Annotated in this window: 15 protein-coding genes and 1 tRNA gene; 11 read left to right on the top strand and 5 right to left on the bottom strand. The window is 65.2% G+C overall.

Annotation, left to right across the window (positions count from 1 at the left end):
- The first annotated feature begins 60 nt into the window (after positions 1-60).
- On the top strand, positions 61-1,953 hold the full coding sequence (locus IEX24_RS10930) for an ABC-F family ATP-binding cassette domain-containing protein (RefSeq protein ID WP_188678028.1): 1,893 nt from the start codon (positions 61-63) through the stop codon (positions 1,951-1,953).
- Here the strand turns inward: IEX24_RS10930 and IEX24_RS10925 are convergent, their stop codons facing one another.
- Entirely contained in the window at positions 1,954-2,454 is a 501-nt protein-coding gene (locus IEX24_RS10925) for a MarR family winged helix-turn-helix transcriptional regulator (protein WP_188678026.1), read from the bottom strand.
- Between the two features lie 117 nt (positions 2,455-2,571).
- On the opposite strand from IEX24_RS10925, the gene IEX24_RS10920 reads away from it, so the two are divergent.
- The 4 genes from IEX24_RS10920 to IEX24_RS10905 all read left to right on the top strand — a co-directional run bounded on the left by IEX24_RS10920 (position 2,572) and on the right by IEX24_RS10905 (position 5,476).
- Positions 2,572-2,643, top strand: a tRNA-Gln gene (locus tag IEX24_RS10920).
- Between the two features lie 43 nt (positions 2,644-2,686).
- The gene (gene glmU, locus IEX24_RS10915; protein ID WP_188678023.1) at positions 2,687-4,171 is read left to right on the top strand and encodes a bifunctional UDP-N-acetylglucosamine diphosphorylase/glucosamine-1-phosphate N-acetyltransferase GlmU; all 1,485 of its coding nucleotides are present in this window, start codon (positions 2,687-2,689) and stop codon (positions 4,169-4,171) included.
- Positions 4,172-5,149: a ribose-phosphate diphosphokinase gene (locus IEX24_RS10910; protein WP_188678021.1), complete on the top strand. Its 978-nt coding sequence runs from the start codon at positions 4,172-4,174 to the stop codon at positions 5,147-5,149.
- Positions 5,150-5,206: 57 nt separating this feature from the next.
- The gene (locus tag IEX24_RS10905; RefSeq protein WP_188678018.1) at positions 5,207-5,476 is read left to right on the top strand and encodes a mycoredoxin; all 270 of its coding nucleotides are present in this window, start codon (positions 5,207-5,209) and stop codon (positions 5,474-5,476) included.
- On the opposite strand, the gene IEX24_RS10900 is transcribed toward IEX24_RS10905, so the two are convergent.
- The 3 genes from IEX24_RS10900 to gnd all read right to left on the bottom strand — a co-directional run bounded on the left by IEX24_RS10900 (position 5,473) and on the right by gnd (position 8,281).
- Positions 5,473-5,856, bottom strand: a complete 384-nt coding sequence (locus IEX24_RS10900; protein ID WP_188678016.1) for a hypothetical protein — start codon at positions 5,854-5,856, stop codon at positions 5,473-5,475. The genes IEX24_RS10905 and IEX24_RS10900 overlap by 4 nt on opposite strands.
- A gap of 10 nt (positions 5,857-5,866) precedes the next feature.
- On the bottom strand, positions 5,867-6,739 hold the full coding sequence (locus IEX24_RS10895) for an SDR family NAD(P)-dependent oxidoreductase (protein ID WP_188678012.1): 873 nt from the start codon (positions 6,737-6,739) through the stop codon (positions 5,867-5,869).
- Positions 6,740-6,823: 84 nt separating this feature from the next.
- On the bottom strand, positions 6,824-8,281 hold the full coding sequence (gene gnd / locus IEX24_RS10890) for an NADP-dependent phosphogluconate dehydrogenase (RefSeq protein ID WP_188678010.1): 1,458 nt from the start codon (positions 8,279-8,281) through the stop codon (positions 6,824-6,826).
- A gap of 216 nt (positions 8,282-8,497) precedes the next feature.
- Between gnd and guaD the strand changes: the two genes are divergently transcribed.
- The 6 genes from guaD (at position 8,498) to mfd (ending at position 17,083) form a co-directional block, all read left to right on the top strand.
- Positions 8,498-9,925: a guanine deaminase gene (gene guaD / locus IEX24_RS10885; protein WP_188678007.1), complete on the top strand. Its 1,428-nt coding sequence runs from the start codon at positions 8,498-8,500 to the stop codon at positions 9,923-9,925.
- Between the two features lie 5 nt (positions 9,926-9,930).
- Complete coding sequence (locus IEX24_RS10880) at positions 9,931-10,926, top strand: antibiotic biosynthesis monooxygenase (protein WP_188678004.1); 996 nt, start codon at positions 9,931-9,933, stop codon at positions 10,924-10,926.
- Positions 10,927-10,950: 24 nt separating this feature from the next.
- Positions 10,951-11,469, top strand: a complete 519-nt coding sequence (locus tag IEX24_RS10875) for a gluconokinase (protein ID WP_229715239.1) — start codon at positions 10,951-10,953, stop codon at positions 11,467-11,469.
- Between the two features lie 232 nt (positions 11,470-11,701).
- Positions 11,702-12,307: a 50S ribosomal protein L25/general stress protein Ctc gene (locus tag IEX24_RS10870; protein ID WP_188678001.1), complete on the top strand. Its 606-nt coding sequence runs from the start codon at positions 11,702-11,704 to the stop codon at positions 12,305-12,307.
- Between the two features lie 184 nt (positions 12,308-12,491).
- A complete protein-coding gene (pth, locus tag IEX24_RS10865) occupies positions 12,492-13,091 on the top strand; it encodes an aminoacyl-tRNA hydrolase (RefSeq protein ID WP_188677999.1) in 600 nt (199 codons plus the stop codon).
- 182 nt (positions 13,092-13,273) lie between these two features.
- The gene (gene mfd, locus IEX24_RS10860; RefSeq protein WP_229715238.1) at positions 13,274-17,083 is read left to right on the top strand and encodes a transcription-repair coupling factor; all 3,810 of its coding nucleotides are present in this window, start codon (positions 13,274-13,276) and stop codon (positions 17,081-17,083) included.
- On the opposite strand, the gene IEX24_RS10855 is transcribed toward mfd, so the two are convergent.
- Entirely contained in the window at positions 16,983-17,954 is a 972-nt protein-coding gene (locus IEX24_RS10855) for an EamA family transporter (protein WP_229715253.1), read from the bottom strand. The two genes, mfd and IEX24_RS10855, sit on opposite strands and share 101 nt — an antisense overlap.
- Positions 17,955-17,960 lie beyond the last annotated feature (6 nt).

Below are 17,960 nucleotides of genomic sequence, written 5' to 3'. Positions count from 1 at the left end.
TGTGCACAAGACAGCAGCCCGCGGGAGTCTGCCTGCTCGCGGGTGTGGTCAACTTGAGTAATGGCACATTTACTGGGAGCCGAGTCTCTCCACCTCGAATTTCCGACCCGCGTTATTTTCGATAACATCACGCTGGGCATCAACGAGGGCGACCGTATCGGCATCGTGGGCCGCAACGGCGACGGCAAGTCGACCCTGTTGCAGCTGCTCTCGGGGCGCCTCGAACCCGACTCGGGCCGGGTGACCCGCCGTAACGGTGTTACTCTCGCGGTGCTCGACCAGTCTGATGTGCTCGACGGTTCGCTCTCCGTCGGTCAAACCGTGGTGGGCGACCTCGACGAGCATGTCTGGGCCGGCGACCCCATCGTTCGCGATGTGATCGCGGGGCTGGTCTCAGACATTCCGTGGGAGGCGAAGGTCGCCGACCTTTCGGGTGGCCAGCGGCGGCGCGTTGCGCTCGCGGCGCTGCTCATCGGCGACCACGACATCATCTTTCTCGACGAACCCACCAACCACCTCGATGTGGAGGGAATCGCCTGGCTCGCCGGGCATCTGAAGAAGCGCTGGTCGACCAACGCCGGCGGCCTCGTGGTGGTGACACACGACAGGTGGTTTCTCGACGAGATCTGCACCGCCACGTGGGAGGTGCACGACCAGATCGTCGAGCCGTTCGAAGGCGGCTACGCGGCGTACATTCTGCAGCGCGTCGAGCGCGACACCATGGCAGCAACCATGGAGTCGAAACGTCAGAACCTCATGAAGAAAGAGCTCGCTTGGCTACGCCGCGGCGCGCCCGCTCGAACCGCCAAGCCGAAGTTTCGCATCGAGGCGGCGAACGCTCTGATCGAAAACGAACCGCCGGCTCGAAATTCCATCTCGCTGGCATCGATGGCCATGCAGCGCCTCGGCAAAGACGTGGTCGATCTCGAGAACGTGTCGGTCGTCTACACCGGCGCCGCCGGCGAGAAGAAGGTTCTGCACGACATCACCTGGCGCATCGCGCCGGGCGAGCGCACCGGAATTCTCGGCGTGAACGGGGTCGGCAAGAGCACGTTGCTCAGCCTGGTCTCGGGCTCGTTGCAACCCACGAGCGGCCGGGTCAAACGCGGCAAGACCATCAAGGTCGCGACTCTCACCCAGCAGCTGTTCGAACTCGATGAGATTCTGAACGACCGGGTGAGCGAGGTCATCGGGCGGCAGCGCAGCACCTATGTCAGCGGGGGCAAAGAAATGACGCCCAGCCAGCTGCTCGAACGAGTGGGGTTCTCGAGTGCGCAACTCTCCACCCCCGTGAAAGACCTGTCGGGCGGCCAGAAGCGGCGCCTTCAGCTGTTGCTCATTCTGCTTAGCGAACCGAACGTCTTGATTCTCGACGAACCCACGAACGATCTCGACACCGACATGCTCGCGGCCATCGAAGACCTGCTCGACACCTTCCCGGGCACTCTGCTCGTGGTCTCGCACGACCGGTACCTGCTCGAACGTGTCACCGACAACCAATATGCGGTGATCGAGGGTGGATTGATCCACTTGCCACGAGGGGTCGACCAATACCTCGAGGTGCGAGCGCTGCAACAACGCGATGCGGTACGTGGGTCGAGCAGCGTCGGGGCGAACCCGTCGACGGCGGGCGCGGCATCCGGAGCTGGAGGCGGAGCCGGAGCGGGCGGAACGGGAGCGGCCGGAGGCGCCGCGGGCAGCAACGCAACCGCACCGGCAGCACCGAAGTTGGGCGGCGCAGAACTACGCTCGGCGCAGAAAGAACTCGCCTCGGTCAACCGCCGTCTCGAGAAATACGGCACCCAGGTCACCGGCATTCACAATCGCATGGCCGCCCACGACCAGAGCGATTACGCCGGCCTCGGCGAGCTCTCGGCCGAACTCGACTCCACTCAGAACATTCTCAGCGATCTCGAAGTTCGCTGGCTCGAACTCTCTGAACTTCTGGCCTGATCAGCCGAAGTCGCGGCTGAGTTTGCGCAACAGCACGGCGAGGCGCTCTTGATCGGGCTTGGTGAGGCTCGAGAGCAGCGCGGCCTCAGAGGTGACGAGCTCGGAGATGGCCGCATCGGTGCGCGCCACCCCGTCGGCCGTCATGGTGACGAGGATGCCCCGCCCATCGTGCGGGTCGGTGCGCCGTTCTACGAGCCCCCGCGCCACGAGCCGGTCGATGCGGTTCGTCATCGTTCCCGACGACACAAGGGTCTGCTCCAGCAGCGTCTTCGGGCTCAATTGGTACGGAGCACCGGCGCGCCGAAGCGCAGAAAGAACGTCGAACTCCCACGAATCGAGGTCACTCGTCGAGAACGAATTGCGTCTGGCCCGGTCGAGGTGACGCGACAGCCGCCACACGCGCGACAGCACTTGAAGCGGCGCGAAGTCGAGATCGGGCCGCTCGCGTTCCCACGCATCGACGATCTGGTCGACGGAGTCAGCGGATTCGGTGTCGGGCATCTACTCATTATCCGGGGCTTTTCGTAGGATTTCTTCGCACAGATGCTCAAACCCGTGCGCAGCACCCTCGAAGCTCTGGCAGACTTGTTTACTGCACGCGGGCCAGCCCCTGTGCATTCCGCCTTGGTGTAACGGCAGCACGACAGCCTTTGGAGCTGTTAGGACTAGGTTCGAATCCTGGAGGCGGAGCGCACCACAAGAGGCGGCGCACACAAGAAACAAGGAGAGTTTTGTGACCGACGCCAATCTCGCGATCATCATCTTGGCGGCAGGCCAGGGAACGCGAATGAAAAGCGAAACCCCGAAACTCCTCCACACGCTCGCCGGAATCCCCATTGTCAGCCACGTGCTCGCGACGGCCCGCGAACTTGACGCGGCCTACACGGTCGCCGTTGTGCGGCACGAGCGCGATGCCCTGGTCGCCGTCATCACCGACGAGCTACCGAACGGCGTGGTCGTCGACCAAGACGAGACGCCGGGTACGGGTCGCGCAGTAGAGCAGGCCCTCGCAGCGCTGCCAGCCGATTTCGACGGCGATGTTCTGGTCATCAACGGCGACACCCCGATGCTGGATGTTCAGACCCTCGCAGGCCTCGTCAACGAGCATCGTCGTGGCCGGGCATCCGCCACCCTGCTCTCGGCCTTTCTCGATGACCCGTCGGGCTACGGCCGCATCGTGCGCGCTGCGCCCGAAACCAGCGCCGGCGCTGCCACCGACACCAACGGCCGGGTCGACCGCATCGTCGAACACAAAGACGCCACCGACAGCGAGCTTGCCATCGCCGAGATCAACGCGGGCGTCTACCTGTTCGGCGTCTCAGAGCTTCGCGACCTGCTGCCGCAGCTCACGCTGCACAATGCACAGGGCGAGAAATACCTCACCGACATCATCGAGCTGCTGCGCCGCGCCGGCTCTGAGGTGACGGTGCTTCCGGTGGCCGAGTCGTGGCTCGTGGCCGGCATCAACGATCGCGCTCAGTTGAGCGAGGCGGCCGCCAAGCTGAATGCCCTGATCATCCGGGGCTGGCAGTTGGCGGGTGTGACAGTCGAAGACCCGGCGAGCACCTGGATCGATCTCAAGGCGAGTTTCGAGCCCGACGTCACGCTGCTGCCGGGAACCCAGATTCGCGGGGCGACCGTGGTGGCGCGCGGCGCCATCGTGGGCCCCGACACCACTCTCGTCGACTGCGAAGTGGGCGAGGGTGCAACCGTGAAGCGCACCGACGCGACGTTGAGCGTCATCGGCGCCGGCGCATCCGTCGGCCCGTTCGCCTACCTGCGGCCGAACACCATTCTCGGCGCGAACGGCAAGATCGGCACCTTCGTCGAGACGAAGAACGCGCAGATCGGCGAGGGCAGCAAGGTGCCGCACCTCTCGTATGTGGGCGACGCGCACATCGGGGTCGACTCGAACATCGGCGCCGGCTCTATTTTCGCGAACTACAACGGCGTCACCAAGAGCGAGACCGAGATCGGCTCGAACGTGAAGCTGGGCTCGCACAACGTCTTCGTCGCCCCGGTTACAATTGGTGACGGAGCATACAGCGGTGCCGGCACTGTGGTTCGCAAGAATGTACCGCCGGGCTCGCTGGCCATGAATGTCGCTCCACAGCGCAATCTCGAAGGGTGGGTAGCGACCCACCGCGCCGGCAGTGCTGCCGATGCGGCTGCGCGCCGTTCGCTCGAGCAAAATTCAACAGAACAAACCGGAGAATAAGTGTCTGAGATCACCTCTAACGGCGAAAAGCATCTGGTTCTGGCAACCGGTCGCGCGCATCCTGAACTGGCTGAAGCCATTGCGGCAGAGCTCGACACCACGCTCATCGGTTCGACCAGCCACACTTTCGCCAACGGTGAGCTTTACGTTCGGTTCGACGACAGTGTTCGCGGCAGTGATGTTTTCGTCATTCAGTCGCACTCCACGCCCATCAACGAGTGGCTCATGGAGCAGCTCATCATGGTGGATGCCCTGAAGCGCGCCTCGGCGAAACGAATCACCGTCGTGGCGCCGTTCTACCCCTACGCCCGGCAAGACAAGAAGCACCGCGGTCGCGAGCCCATCTCGGCTCGCCTCGTGGCAGACCTGTTCAAGGCAGCGGGCGCCAACCGCATCATGTCGGTCGATCTGCACGCCCCGCAGATTCAGGGTTTCTTCGATGGCCCCGTCGACCACCTCTTCGCGATGCCGGTGCTCATGGAGCACATGCGAAAGACCTACGACATGGCCGAAGTGACCGTGGTTTCGCCTGACATGGGCCGCGTTCGCGTGGCTGACGTGTGGAGCGACAAGCTCGGCACACCGCTGGCGATCATCCACAAGCGCCGTGATCCGCTGGTGCCGAACCAGGTCACCGCGCACGAGATCGTGGGTGACGTGAGCGGGCGGTGGTGTTTGCTCGTCGATGACCTCATCGACACCGGGCGAACCATTGTCGCGGCATCCGAAGCTCTGAAGAACGCGGGAGCGAAGGGTGTCATCGTGGCGGCGACGCACGCGGTGTTCTCTGACCCGGCGACGGAGATTCTGCAGTCAGACTTCATCGACTCGGTCGTCGTCACCGACACGCTGCCGATTCCCGAAGCGAAGCGCTTTCCTTCGCTGACGATTCTGCCCATCGCCCCGCTGCTTGCCCGCGCCATTCACGAGGTCTTCGACGACGGTTCGGTCACCTCGATGTTCGACGGCGACGCGTAGAAACGCTCAAGAAACGTAGCCCGAAATATTCGGCCGGCTCTGCTGGTTGAGGCAAGCATGACTTTGACCACAGACTTTGTTCCCGCCGCCGAATCGATCACGATGTTCTCCACATCGTGGTGCGGCTACTGCAACCGACTCAAGAAGCAGCTCGACAAAGACGGCATCGCCTACATCGAGGTGAACATCGAAGAGGTCGAGGGCACTGCCGCTCTGGTCGAGTCGCTGAACGGCGGCAACCAGACCGTACCCACCGTGCTCTTCCCCGACGGCTCGAGCGCGACGAACCCCTCAGCGCATGAGGTCAAGGTTCGCCTCGGCCTCTAACTGCCGTCGGTCGGCGCCTGAATCGACGGATACGTCGGAATCAGCCCCAGCGGCGCCACCGGCTGCCGGTCGCCGCCGTACGCACCGACGGTGTAACACTGCCAGCCCAAACCGCCTGGCCCGAAGACCTCGAACTGCACCCGCGAACCGACGCGTGTGCCCATCAGGCTGGCCGGCAACGCCGCCACGGTAGCCGCGCACGCCGCCTGAGCGGTCGCCCGCGCCAGGCTATACGTCGTCAGGATCCCCGGCAACACCAGCGCCACAATGCCCAGAATCACCACGATGCGAATGGTTCGCTGCATCCGCACGCTTCGTAGCGGCCGCTCACCGTGCGGCTCGTACCCTGTGAGCTCTGGCTCGTCGTAGTAGTCGGTCATGACGTGCCGGCTAGGCGACCCACGAAGCAGTGAAGCCCGTCACAGCCGAGCCGTCGAGGTCGCGCAGCTTGGTGCCCGCGAACGCCGTCGCGCCGTCTGACGATTGCAGTCTGAACGGAATCTCGTCGGCCAGTAGCGCGCCCACAATCACGTCGGCGACGCCCTGTGCGAGCTGCGCATTCGCGAAGGCGCCCCGCGTGCGCTCGATGTAGTGGTCGAACGCTTCGGCGTAGGCTCCGGATGCCGTGACCCCCGCATCGGCAATGCCCACATTCTCGACGAAACTCGTCGCAACCGCTCCCGGCTCCACGATCACGACGCGCACGCCCACCGCGGCCGCCACCGGCTGCAGACTCTCCATCATGCCTTCGACGGCGAATTTCGCCGCGCAGTACGCCTCGTTGAACGGCTGGCCCACCACGCCGCCCACACTCGAGACGGTCACGAGGGTGCCACCGGATGCCCGTAAATGCGCCATCGCGGGCTTCGTGACGTTGACCACCCCGAAGTAATTCACTTCCATCACCCGACGAATGGCGTCGATGCTGTCGTCTTCGACCGTTCCGACGTGCCCCGAGCCCGCGTTGTTCACGACGGCGTCGAGACGCCCGTAGCGCTGCGCTATGTCGTTCACGGTAGCGGCGGAGGTCTCGGCATCGGTGATGTCGAGCATCCGCAGCTCGATGTCTGACGAAACCCCCGCAATGTCTGCGGCCGTGCGCAATTCACCATCACTGCCTTCGCGGCGAATCGTGGCGACGACCTGCCAGCCGGCCATGGCGGCTGTGACGGCCACGGCGAGGCCGATTCCGGTCGACGTGCCGGTGACCAGCACCACAGGTTTCGTCGACCTGCCCGCCTGGTTTTCGTTCGTAAGGCTCATGCTCAAATTATGCGCTCATTTGTGCGTGCGCGGGGCTGCGCGGCCAACGACAAGCCGAGGCGCGCAGCCCTCTGCAAGCCGCCGCTAGTGCGAGCTGCCCTCGGTCTCGATCTCGCTGCGGTCGCCCGACCACAGAGTGTGAAACGTGCCCTCGGTGTCGACCCGCTTGTAGGTGTGCGCACCGAAGAAGTCGCGCTGAGCCTGAACGAGCGAGGCCGGCAGCCGCTTCTCGGCGAGCGAGTCGTAGTAGCTGAGCGCCGAGCCGAACCCGGGCACCGGGATGCCCGACAGTGCTGCGGTCGAAACGATGCGCCGCCAGGCGGCCTCACCGTTGGCTACAGCCGAGGCGAAGTACGGGTCGGCCAGCAGCGTCTTCAGCCCCGGGTTCTTGTCGTACGCCTCAACGATGCGGTTCAAGAACTGAGCGCGAATGATGCAGCCACCGCGCCAGATCTTGGCGATGTTGCCCTTGTTGATGTCCCAGCCGTACTTCTCAGCGCCCGCGATGATCGCGTCGAATCCCTGCGCGTAGGCGACCACTTTCGAGGCGTAGAGCGCGGCGTTCACGTCGTCTGAAAACGAGTCACCCACCTCCACGGGGGTCGGCCGCGACGTGATGACGGCCTGCGCTGCTTCGCGCTGCTCGGGGTGGCTCGACACGGCGCGAGCGAACACGGCCTCGGCGATTCCGCCGACGGGCACGCCCAGGTCGAGCGCGTTCTGCACCGTCCAGACGCCGGTGCCCTTCGAGCCGGCCTGGTCGAGCACGATGTCGACGAACGGCTTGCCCGTCTTCGCGTCGACCTGCTTCAGCACCTCGGCTGTGATCTCGATGAGGTACGACTCGAGGTCGCCCGAGTTCCATTCGGTGAACACGTCTGCGGCGGCGGCCGGCGTCAGCCCGCCGATCTTGGTGAGCAGGTCGTACGACTCGGCGATGAGCTGCATGTCGGCGTACTCGATGCCGTTGTGGATCATCTTGACGAAGTGCCCCGCACCGCCGGTGCCCACGTGGGTGACGCACGGCTCGCCCTCGGCGACGGCCGCAATCGACTCCAGAATCGGCCCGAGTGTCTGCCACGACTCATTCGACCCGCCGGGCATGATCGACGGGCCCTTCAGTGCGCCCTCCTCGCCCCCCGAGATTCCGGTGCCCACGAAGTGAATGCCCTTGGCCGTCACGGCCTCTTCGCGGCGAATCGTGTCGGTGAACAGCGAGTTGCCGCCGTCGACGATGATGTCGCCCTCCTCGAAGAGTTCGGCGAGCTCTGAGATCACGGCGTCGGTGCCCTTGCCGGCCTGCACCATGATGATGGCTGTTCGCGGCTTCGAAAGCGACGCCACAAAGTCTTCGATTTTCTCCGAAGCCACGAACCCGGCTTCAGGATGCTCGTCGGTGAGCAATTTCGTACGTTCAGGTGAGCGGTTGAACACCGCCACCGTGTTGCCTTCGCGGCTGGCAAGGTTTCGTGCCAGGTTCGAGCCCATCACGGCAAGCCCGACGACACCGATGTTTGCTGCAGCAACGCTTGTTTCAGCCATTGTTTTCCTCCTGATTACCAACCTGTTCAGCGTACCGGGAAAGCCTTGCGCCGCCGGGCCTGCACTGGTTGACTGAGGCCGACCGCGGCACGTCTGCGGCTTTCACTGTGGCACCCGAACGAGGGGTATTCGCTCGGGGCATCTGGCCACTACGATCGGGCGATGGGGCGGGTTTTCGCGCCATTTTCAACTGAATATGACCGAAGGATTTGATCTGTGACCACTCACGCCATCCGAGGAACTTTTTTCGATTTCGTCGATGACCCCTGGAACCATGTCGGCGACGAAGAGGCGTCGGCCCGTTTTGTCAAAGACGGCCTGCTGGTCGTTGAAGACGGCATCATCACCGCGTTCGGCCCCTACTCAGAACTCAGTGCAGAGTACGGCGATGTTGAAACCACTCACATCGAGCACCGCATCATCACCCCCGGTTTCATCGACGGTCACATTCACCTCCCGCAGACCCGCGTTCTCGGCGCCTATGGCCTGCAGCTGCTGCCGTGGCTGCAGAAGTGGGTCTTTCCCGAAGAAGCCCGCTATGCAGACCGCGACTACGCCATCGCCGGCACGAAGCGTTTCTTCAACAACCTGCTCGCATCCGGCACCACCACGGCCCAAGTGTTCACCAGCACCTCGCCGGTCTGTACCGAAGAGCTGTTCGAAGAGGCGACTCGGCGCAACATGCGCATGATCGGCGGCCTCACCGGCATCGACCAGAACGCTCCCGAGTACTTCGCCGACACACCTGAGAGCTTCTACGAGAACAGCAAGATCCTCATCGAGAAGTACCACAACGTCGGTCGCAACCTCTACGCCGTCACCCCCCGCTTCGCCTTCGGCTCGAGCCCTGAGCAAATGGAGAAGTGCCAGCAGCTCAAGAAGGAATACCCCGACACCTGGGTGAACACCCACATCTCAGAGAACCCGCACGAAATTCGCGGTGTGCTCGACCTTCACCCCGACTGCGACGACTACCTCGCCGTCTACGAGAAGTACGACCTGGTGGGCCCGAAGTTCTCTGGCGGTCACGGCGTCTGGCTGAGCGATGACGAGTTCAAGCGCATCCACGATAAGGATGCCTCGGTCACGTTCTGCCCGCACTCGAACCTGTTTCTCGGCAGCGGCCTGTTCCGCCTCGGCAAGGCAAAAGACCCGGCACAGAAGGTGCGTCTCTCGTTCGGCACCGACATGGGCGGCGGCAACCGGTTCGGCATGCTGCAGGTGCTCGACGGCGCCTACAAGGTGGGCATGATCAACAACACCATCCTCGACGGCAGCATCGACCCGTCGCGAATGGCGACCGCCGAGTCTGAGCGCAACAAGCTCTCGGCTTACCGCGCGTTCTACTCCATCACCCTGGGCGGGGCAGAGGGCCTGTTCATCGACGACAAGGTGGGCAGTTTCGAGGTCGGTAAAGAGGCTGACTTCGTCGCCCTCGACTGGACGCAGGGGCCGGCGGGTGCCGACTGGCACTCGCAGCTCATCGCCGACGGCGGCGACCCGGTCACGGTCGATGACGCGGCCAACATGCTCTTCGGCATCATGATCGTCGGCGACGAGCGTGCCGTCGACCAGACCTGGGTGATGGGCGAGAAGGCCTACCAGAAGGCGGCCGAGGTCGAGCCCACCTTCGCGGCGGTCTAGCCCTCGTGTCTACGTCAGAAAGCGGCGCCCCCTCGGTCACCACGGCCGGCGGCGGCGCCGCTTCACCTGCGGGCGGCCCCCCGGTTTCGCTCATCATCGAGAGACGGGTGATACCCGAGAGCGACGACCTGTACCGCGATTGGCAGCGCCGACTCGGTACCGTCATGGCCACCTGGCCCGGGTTCATCGACCGCAAGGTCATCGAGCCGTCTCCGCCCACCCAAGACGACTGGGTTCTCATCCAGCGTTTTGTGAATGCCGAAGCCGCGCGCCAGTGGTTGCAGAGCGCCGAGCGCGCCGCCCTCCTCGAAGAGATCAAGGGCCACTTCGTCGGGCAAGAAGACATCCACCTCGTCACCGAAGACTCGTCGGTCAACAAGGCTGCCTCGATCATCGTGACCAGTCACGTCGACGCCGGCGGTGAAGACGCGTTTCTAGCGTGGCAGCGAAAGATCTCGGCGGCCGAATCGAGTTACCCCGGGTTTCTGGGGCACAAGATCGAGCGGCCTACTCCCGGTGTGCAAGAAGACTGGACGGTCATCCTCACCTTCGACACCGACGAACACCTCGACGCCTGGCAGAGTTCAACCCAACGCGCGAAGCTCTTGAAAGAGGGTGAGGCGTACAACTCGAATATGCGCGTCACCAAGTCGAGCTACGGCTTCAATTTCTGGGCGCCGGGGCGACCGAACCGGGCCACCATCTTCAAAGACAACCTGCTCGTGTTGCTGGTGCTCTACCCCATCGTGTTCTTGTTCGGTTACTTCATCACCGACCCGTTTCTCGGTGGCTTACCGTTCTGGGCCAGTCTGTTCATCGGCAACTTCGTCAGCACTCAGTTGCTTGGTTGGTTCATTGCGCCGTGGATCTTCAAGGTGTTCGACTGGTGGCACAACCCCGGTGCAGGCGTGCGCCGCAATGTCTACGGTTACCTGATTCTCGCGGTGCTCTACGCCGCGCTGATGGGTGTCGACGCGTGGCTCATCTCGCTGAAGGCGTAGCGCTCGCTCGGATAGGCTGGGCAGGTGACTTCTGAGCCCGTGCTTCTGCCCCCTGTCGTCGTCATGGGGGTGTCGGGCTCCGGTAAGTCGACCGTGGGTACCGCGCTCGCCGCGGCACTCGGAGTCGACTTCATCGATGCCGATGACCTGCACCCCGCGGCGAACAAAGCCAAGATGGCAGCCGGCATTCCGCTGACCGACACCGATCGGCAGCCCTGGCTGGTGCTGGTAGGGGATGCCCTGCACGCCCAGCCCGGGCGTGGCCCCGTCATCGCGTGTTCGGCCCTCAAGCGGGTGTATCGCGATACGCTTCGCAGCTCTGCTCCCGATGCGGTTTTTCTCGAGCTCGAGGCGGGCAAGGCCGAACTGCGTGCGCGCATGGAGCACCGCCCCGAACACTTCATGCCGGCCGCGTTGCTCGACTCCCAGCTCGAGACGCTTCAGCCGCTCGAGGCCGACGAGCGCGGGGTCGTACTCGACACGAGTGCTCCGTTCGCCGAGGTTCTTACACACGCGGTCGCGTGGCTGCGTGCATCCGTGTAGACTTATTGACTGAACTTCGGCGAGGGATGCCCGGCATCCGTAATCGACGCGGTGGACGAAGCAGAGAGCTTTTGCACACTGGCTTTTCCTCACGCTGACGCGTTCGAGTTGAACACTAACCCAGATCTTTCGGCGGCTGTTTCGTCGCGATTCGCTTCGGCATGAATCGCTTCGGGGCTGCTGCTCGAGAACAGACAAACGCGTGCCGTTTCGGCCGCGACAGGAGAAACCAATGGCTGACGACAACAAAATCGTTGCAGAAACTCGCACCTCGTTCGGCAAGGGCGCGGCACGCAAGCTGCGCGCCGCCGGCAAGATTCCCGCAGTGATCTACGGTCACGGCGCCGAACCGCAGCACGTGAGCCTGCCGGGCCACGAGGTGTTCTTGCTCATTCGTAAGTCGAACGCTCTGATCGAGCTCGACATCGAAGGCAAGCAGCAGCTGGCGCTCGTGAAAGACGTTCAGAAAGACCCCGTACGCCAGATCATCGAGCACCTCGACCTGATCGTCGTGCGCGCCGGCGAGCGTGTGCAGGTCGAGGTCACCGTGCACGTCGAGGGCGAGCCTGTCTCCGGTACCACCGCAGACCTCGACACGTTCACGTTGCTGCTCGAGGTGCTCGCCACGAACATCCCGACCCGCGTCATCGTGAACATCGAAGGCGCCGAGGCCGGCACCCAGATTCTGGCGAAAGACATCACGCTGCCCGAGGGCGCTGTGCTCGTCGGCGACGAAGACCAGCTCATCGTGGCCGTGTCTGTGCCCGAGGAGCAAGACCTCGGCGACAGCCTGTCGGCCGGCGACGCTTCGACCACCGACGCGCCGACCCCCGCGTAACCCGCTCTCGCCTCTTTGCCGCTTCCCGGCGGCCCTCGGCGGTTGCGCAAAAGCACCCTCATCGCGAGATGGAGGTGCTTTTGTGCAACCTGCGGCCACTTCTCGCCAGCGCTGAGGGCGGGCGAGGTGGAGTGGGGCAGCGGATGCCCGGGGCAGACTGATTCGAAATGCAAGGAGTGGCGCCGTGGCTGATGACCTCTGGCTGGTAGTCGGGCTCGGTAACCCCGGGGCCGAGTACGCCGGCAACCGGCACAATGTGGGGCAGATGGTGCTCGATGAGCTGGCGGGGCGACTGCGTGCATCGTTCGGGTCTGCCGCTGGCCGCGTCAACGCGCGCGTCGCGACCGGGCGCGTGACGCCGGGCGGCCCGCGATTCGTGCTCGCCAAGCCGAACAGTTTCATGAACAACTCGGGCGGACCGACGGCGGCGCTGCTCTCGTATTACTCTGTCGAGCCGTCGCACCTCATCGTGGTGCACGACGAACTCGACATTCCGTTCGACACCCTTCGCCTGAAGTTCGGCGGCGGGCACGGCGGGCACAACGGCATTCGTGACATCATTGCGGCCGCTGGCACCGGCGACTTCACCCGCATACGTGTGGGCATCGGCCGCCCGCCCGGCCGCCAGAGCGCGGCCGACTTCGTTCTTCGCGACTTCACCTCAACCGAACGCACCGTGCTGCCCAACCTGCTGGCGGATGCCGCCGACGCCGCAGAGAAAATCGCCGCAGACGGGCTCACCGCCGCGCAGCAACAGTTTCACGCGCCGCCGCCCGTCGCCTGAACCGGCGCCCGCCGCTCGAGCCGGTGCCCGCGGCCTGAGCCGACGCCCGTCGCTTGAGCCGCCGCCCGTCGCTTGAGTCGGCGCCCGCCCCCTGAGCCGCCGGCCCGGCGCCCTGTCGCTTGAGCCGACGCGGGCGCGGCGGCCGGGGCGGGAGTGTCAGGGGGTGCCCGTAGACTTGTCCAGTGATCCTTCAGGGCTTAATCGCTGCGCTTTCGCGCGCCTCGACGTTCGAGCGCGCCCTCGACGAGTCGGGTCGCAACGCCGACTTCTCGCTCGCCGACGGGCTGCGGGCGCCACTGCTTTCTGGCCTGTTGGGCCGCCGCGCCGAGAAGGGCCTACCGCAGGCGCTGCTCGTGGTGACTGCGACCGGGCGCGACTCTGAGAGCATCCGTGCCGGCCTTGCGTCGCTCGCACCCGAAGCCGAGATACTCGAGTTTCCGGCGTGGGAGACCCTGCCGCACGAACGCTTGAGCCCCAGCGCCGAGATCGTGGGCAAGCGCATCGCGGCCCTGCGCCGGCTCGCCGCCTGGTCTGCCGAGACCGCCGCTGTGGATGCCGCGGGCCTGCCCGCCTACGCGCCGACACCGACTTCGGCGGCGAAGAAGCGCCCCGCGGCGAAGTCCGCTGAAACCGCTGGATCCACCGCGGCCGCCGCAGCCGGGGGTCGCGCGTCCGCCAGCCGGAACGCGGCCACCTCCGCCACGCCCCTTGCGCCACAGCGCCCGCGGCCGATCGTGGTCGTGGCGTCGGTGCGCGCAGCGTTGCAGCCCCTGGCCGACAACCTCACCGAGCACGAACCGGTGCGGCTCGTCAAGAACGGGCGCGGGTACGACCTCACCCGGCTCACCGCAGACCTCGTCGGCCTCGCCTATTCGCGAGTCGACATGGTCACCCGGCGCGGCGAGTTCGCGGTGCGCGGTGGCATTCTCGACGTGTTTCCGTCGGTCTCCGAGCATCCGGTGCGCGTCGATTTCTTCGGCGACGAGATCGAATCGATCCGCCTGTTCTCGGTAGCCGACCAGCGCTCGCTCGACGACGAGCTGGTCGAGGTCGAACTGCCGCCGAGCCGCGAGTTGCTGCTCAGCGACTCGGTGCAGCAGCGGGCGCGCGAGATGCAGCACGAGTTTCCGAGCCTGGCCGGCCTGCTCGAAAAGATCGGGCAGGGCATTCCGGTCGAGGGCATGGAGTCTCTGGCACCTGCGCTGCTCGACCGGCTCGTCACCGTCACGCACTACCTGCCGGAGGGCGCGGCCATCGCCGTGATTTCGCCCGAACGAGTCGCATCCCGCGCCGTCAGCCTCACTGAGACCAATCGCGAGTTTCTGCAGGCCGCCTGGAGTGCCGCGACCGTCGGTGCTGAGGCGCCCATCGACCTGGCGTCGGGGGAGTTCATCACGCTGAACGATCTGCGCGATGCCGCCGGGGTGAACCGCCCGTGGTGGACTCTCAGCACGTTTGACAGCGGTACGGCATCCACTGACGAACACCTGCAAGCCATCGTCGATGCCGACGCCCACTATGTTCGTATCGCAGCGGATGCCGTACCGAGCTTTCAGGGCAATGTCGACGGTGCGCTCGAGCACGTCGCCACCCGCCTTCGCGACGGCTGGACGGTCGCCGTGGTCGCCGCCGGAGCGGGCCTCGTCGAGCGTGCGGCCGATGTTCTGGCCGGGCGCGAGCTGCCCGCACGCATCGTCGACGAATTTCCGGCTGACGCCGAGCCGGGCATCGCCTACCTCGTCAAAGCCACCGTCGAGAGCGGATTCGAGCTGCCCGAGACGAAGCTCGCGCTCATCAGCGAGTCTGAGTTCTATGGCCGAAGCGCCGGGTACGACGCACGCCAGGTCAAGAAGTTGGCGACCCGCCGCAAGAACGTCGTCGACCCGTTGCAGCTGAAAACCGGCGACGTGGTCGTGCACCAGACCCACGGCATCGGCAAGTTTCTCGAGCTGACCCAGCGCGAGGTGTCGAGCGGCGGGCGAAACCCGGTCAAGACCACACGCGAATACCTGCTCATCGAGTACGCGCCCTCGAAGCGCGGTTACCCGGGCGACAAGCTCTACGTGCCCACCGACCAGCTCGACCTGCTCACCCGATACGTCGGGGGAGAGACTCCGGCGCTGTCGAAGATGGGCGGCAGCGACTGGTCGTCGGCCAAATCGAAGGCGCGCAAGGCCGTGCGCGACATCGCCGTCGAGCTCGTGAAGCTGTACAGCGCGCGCATGGCCTCGAAGGGCTACGCGTTCGGCCCCGACACGCCCTGGCAGCGTGAGCTCGAAGAGGCGTTTCCGTTCGCCGAAACCCCCGATCAGCTCACCACCATCGACGAGGTCAAGGCCGACATGGAGCGGCCCATTCCGATGGACCGCCTGCTGGCCGGCGACGTGGGCTTCGGCAAGACCGAAGTCGCCGTGCGTGCCGCTTTTAAGGCCATCCAAGAGGGCAAGCAGGTCGCCATGCTCGTGCCCACGACGCTGCTTGTGCGCCAGCACCTCGAAACGTTCAGCGAGCGGTTCGCAGGCTTTCCCGTGCACACGCGGGCCCTCTCGCGCTTCCAGTCAGACAAAGAGGTGCGCGAGACCATCAAGGGCCTGGCAGACGGCACCATCGACATGGTCATCGGCACTCACCGCATTCTCACCGAGGGCATGGTCTTCAAAGACCTCGGCCTCGTCATCATCGACGAAGAACAGCGTTTCGGCGTCGAGCACAAAGACAAGCTCAAGAAGCTCAAGACCAACGTCGACATACTCTCGATGAGCGCCACGCCCATACCGCGCACGCTCGAGATGGCGGTCACGGGCATCCGCGAGATGTCGACGCTCGCGACCCCGCCCGAAGACCGGCACCCGATTCTCACCTACGTCGGCCCCAACTCAGACCGGCAGATCGCCGCAGCCATTCACCGCGAGATGCTGCGCGAAGGCCAAGTGTTCTTCGTGCACAACCGCGTGCAGTCGATCAGCCGGGTGGCCGCGCACATCGCCGAGCTGGTTCCGGATGCCCGCATCGCCGTAGCCCACGGCCAACTACCCGAGCACGTGCTCGAACAGGTGATCGTCGACTTCTGGGAGCGCAAGTTCGACGTTCTCGTGTCGACCACCATCATCGAGACCGGTCTCGACATTCCGAACGCCAACACGCTCATCATCGACCGTGCCGACAAGTACGGGCTCTCTCAGCTGCACCAGTTGCGCGGCCGCGTCGGCCGTGGGCGTGAGCGGGCTTACGCGTACTTCTTGTACGACGAAGGAAAGCCGCTCTCTGAGACCGCCCATGACCGGCTCTCGACCATCGCCGCGAACAACGAACTCGGCTCGGGCATGCAGGTCGCCCTCAAAGACCTCGAAATTCGAGGGGCCGGCAACCTGCTCGGCGGCGAACAGTCGGGCCACATCGCGGGGGTCGGCTTCGACCTGTACTTGCGCATGATCGGCGAGGCCGTGTCGACCTTCCGCGGCGACGTCGCCGAGGGTCAGACCGAGCTGCGACTCGAGCTACCGGTGGATGCGCACATTCCCGAAGACTACGTCGACAGCGAGCGGCTGCGACTCGAGGCGTACCAGAAGCTCTCGTCGGCGACCTCCCCGTCGTCGCCCGACGGCCAGATCGATCAGGTTCTCGAAGAACTCACCGACCGCTACGGCGAGCCGCCGGAGCAGGTGACGAACCTCATCACCGTCTCGAAACTGCGCCGACTCGCGCAGCGCACTGGGCTCTCTGAGGTCGTGGCCATGGGCTCGAACCTGCGTGTGGCGCCGGCGAACCTGCCCGATTCCATCCAGGTGCGGCTGAAGCGCCTGTACCCGTCGTCGAAGTACTTCGCGGCGGCCGCGGCGCTCTCGGTGCCCATGCCCGTGGTCAACGGCGAGTCGCTGCCCGACGCCGAGCTCATCGCGTGGGTCGAGAACCTCCTCGCCGCGATTTTCCCGCCGCCGCCCGCGCCCGCAAGCTCCACCGCTGCTGCGACTGCGCCGCTTGCAGCGGAGTGATGGCGGCGGCTGAGTCAGCCACACGCCGTGCGCGCATCGCCGACGCCCGCACGGCGCCGATGCTCGCCGCGATCACGAGCGCGATCGCCGCACCCTCCACCCAGGTCAGCGACTGCCCCAGAATCACGAGGCCGGCCAGCGCCGCGATGGCCGGCGCGAGACTCATCAGAATCGAGAACACCGCTTCGGGCACCCGCCGCAGCGCGATCAGCTCGAACGCATACGGAATCGTCGACGACAGCACCGCCACCGCGAGCCCCAGCACCACTGCGGTGGGCTGGATGATCGATACCCCCGCCGTGCTCAGCCCGAACGGCAGCGACAGCACCGCCGCGAACCCCATGGCGAGGGCGATTCCGTCGAGCTTCGGAAACCTCCGGCCCGACCGCGACGAGAGCAGAATGTACCCGGCCCAGGCCGCCCCCGCCCCGGCCGCGAAGGCGACACCGATGGGGTCAAGAGCATCCGCACCCCCCTGGCTGAGCAAGGCCACCCCCACGAACGCCAGAATCGCCCACAGCCAACTGGATGCGCGCCGGCTGACTACAACCGACAACACCAGCGGGCCTAGAACCTCGATTGTCACCGTCGTGCCCAGCGGCAACCTCGCAAGCGCTTCGTAGAACAGCATGTTCATCGTGGCGAGCACGGCGCCGAACCCGATGACGGTGATCCAGTCGCTGCGCCGGTAGCCGCGCAACTTCGGGCGGCAGACGATCAGCAGAATGACGGCCGAGAACACCAACCGTAAGGTGACCATGCCGAGCGCCCCCACCAACGGAAAGAGCACCACGGCAAAAGACGCGCCGACCTCCTGGCAGGCCAGCCCCGCCACAACCAGCCCAACCGGCCACAGGGCCGCCGGCTTCACGGCCGT

This window comes from Subtercola lobariae, from assembly GCF_014640255.1.
GTDB lineage: Bacteria > Actinomycetota > Actinomycetes > Actinomycetales > Microbacteriaceae > Subtercola > Subtercola lobariae.
The sequence above is the reverse complement of the archived record's forward strand: the minus strand, read 5'-3'. Positions and strand labels throughout refer to the sequence as shown.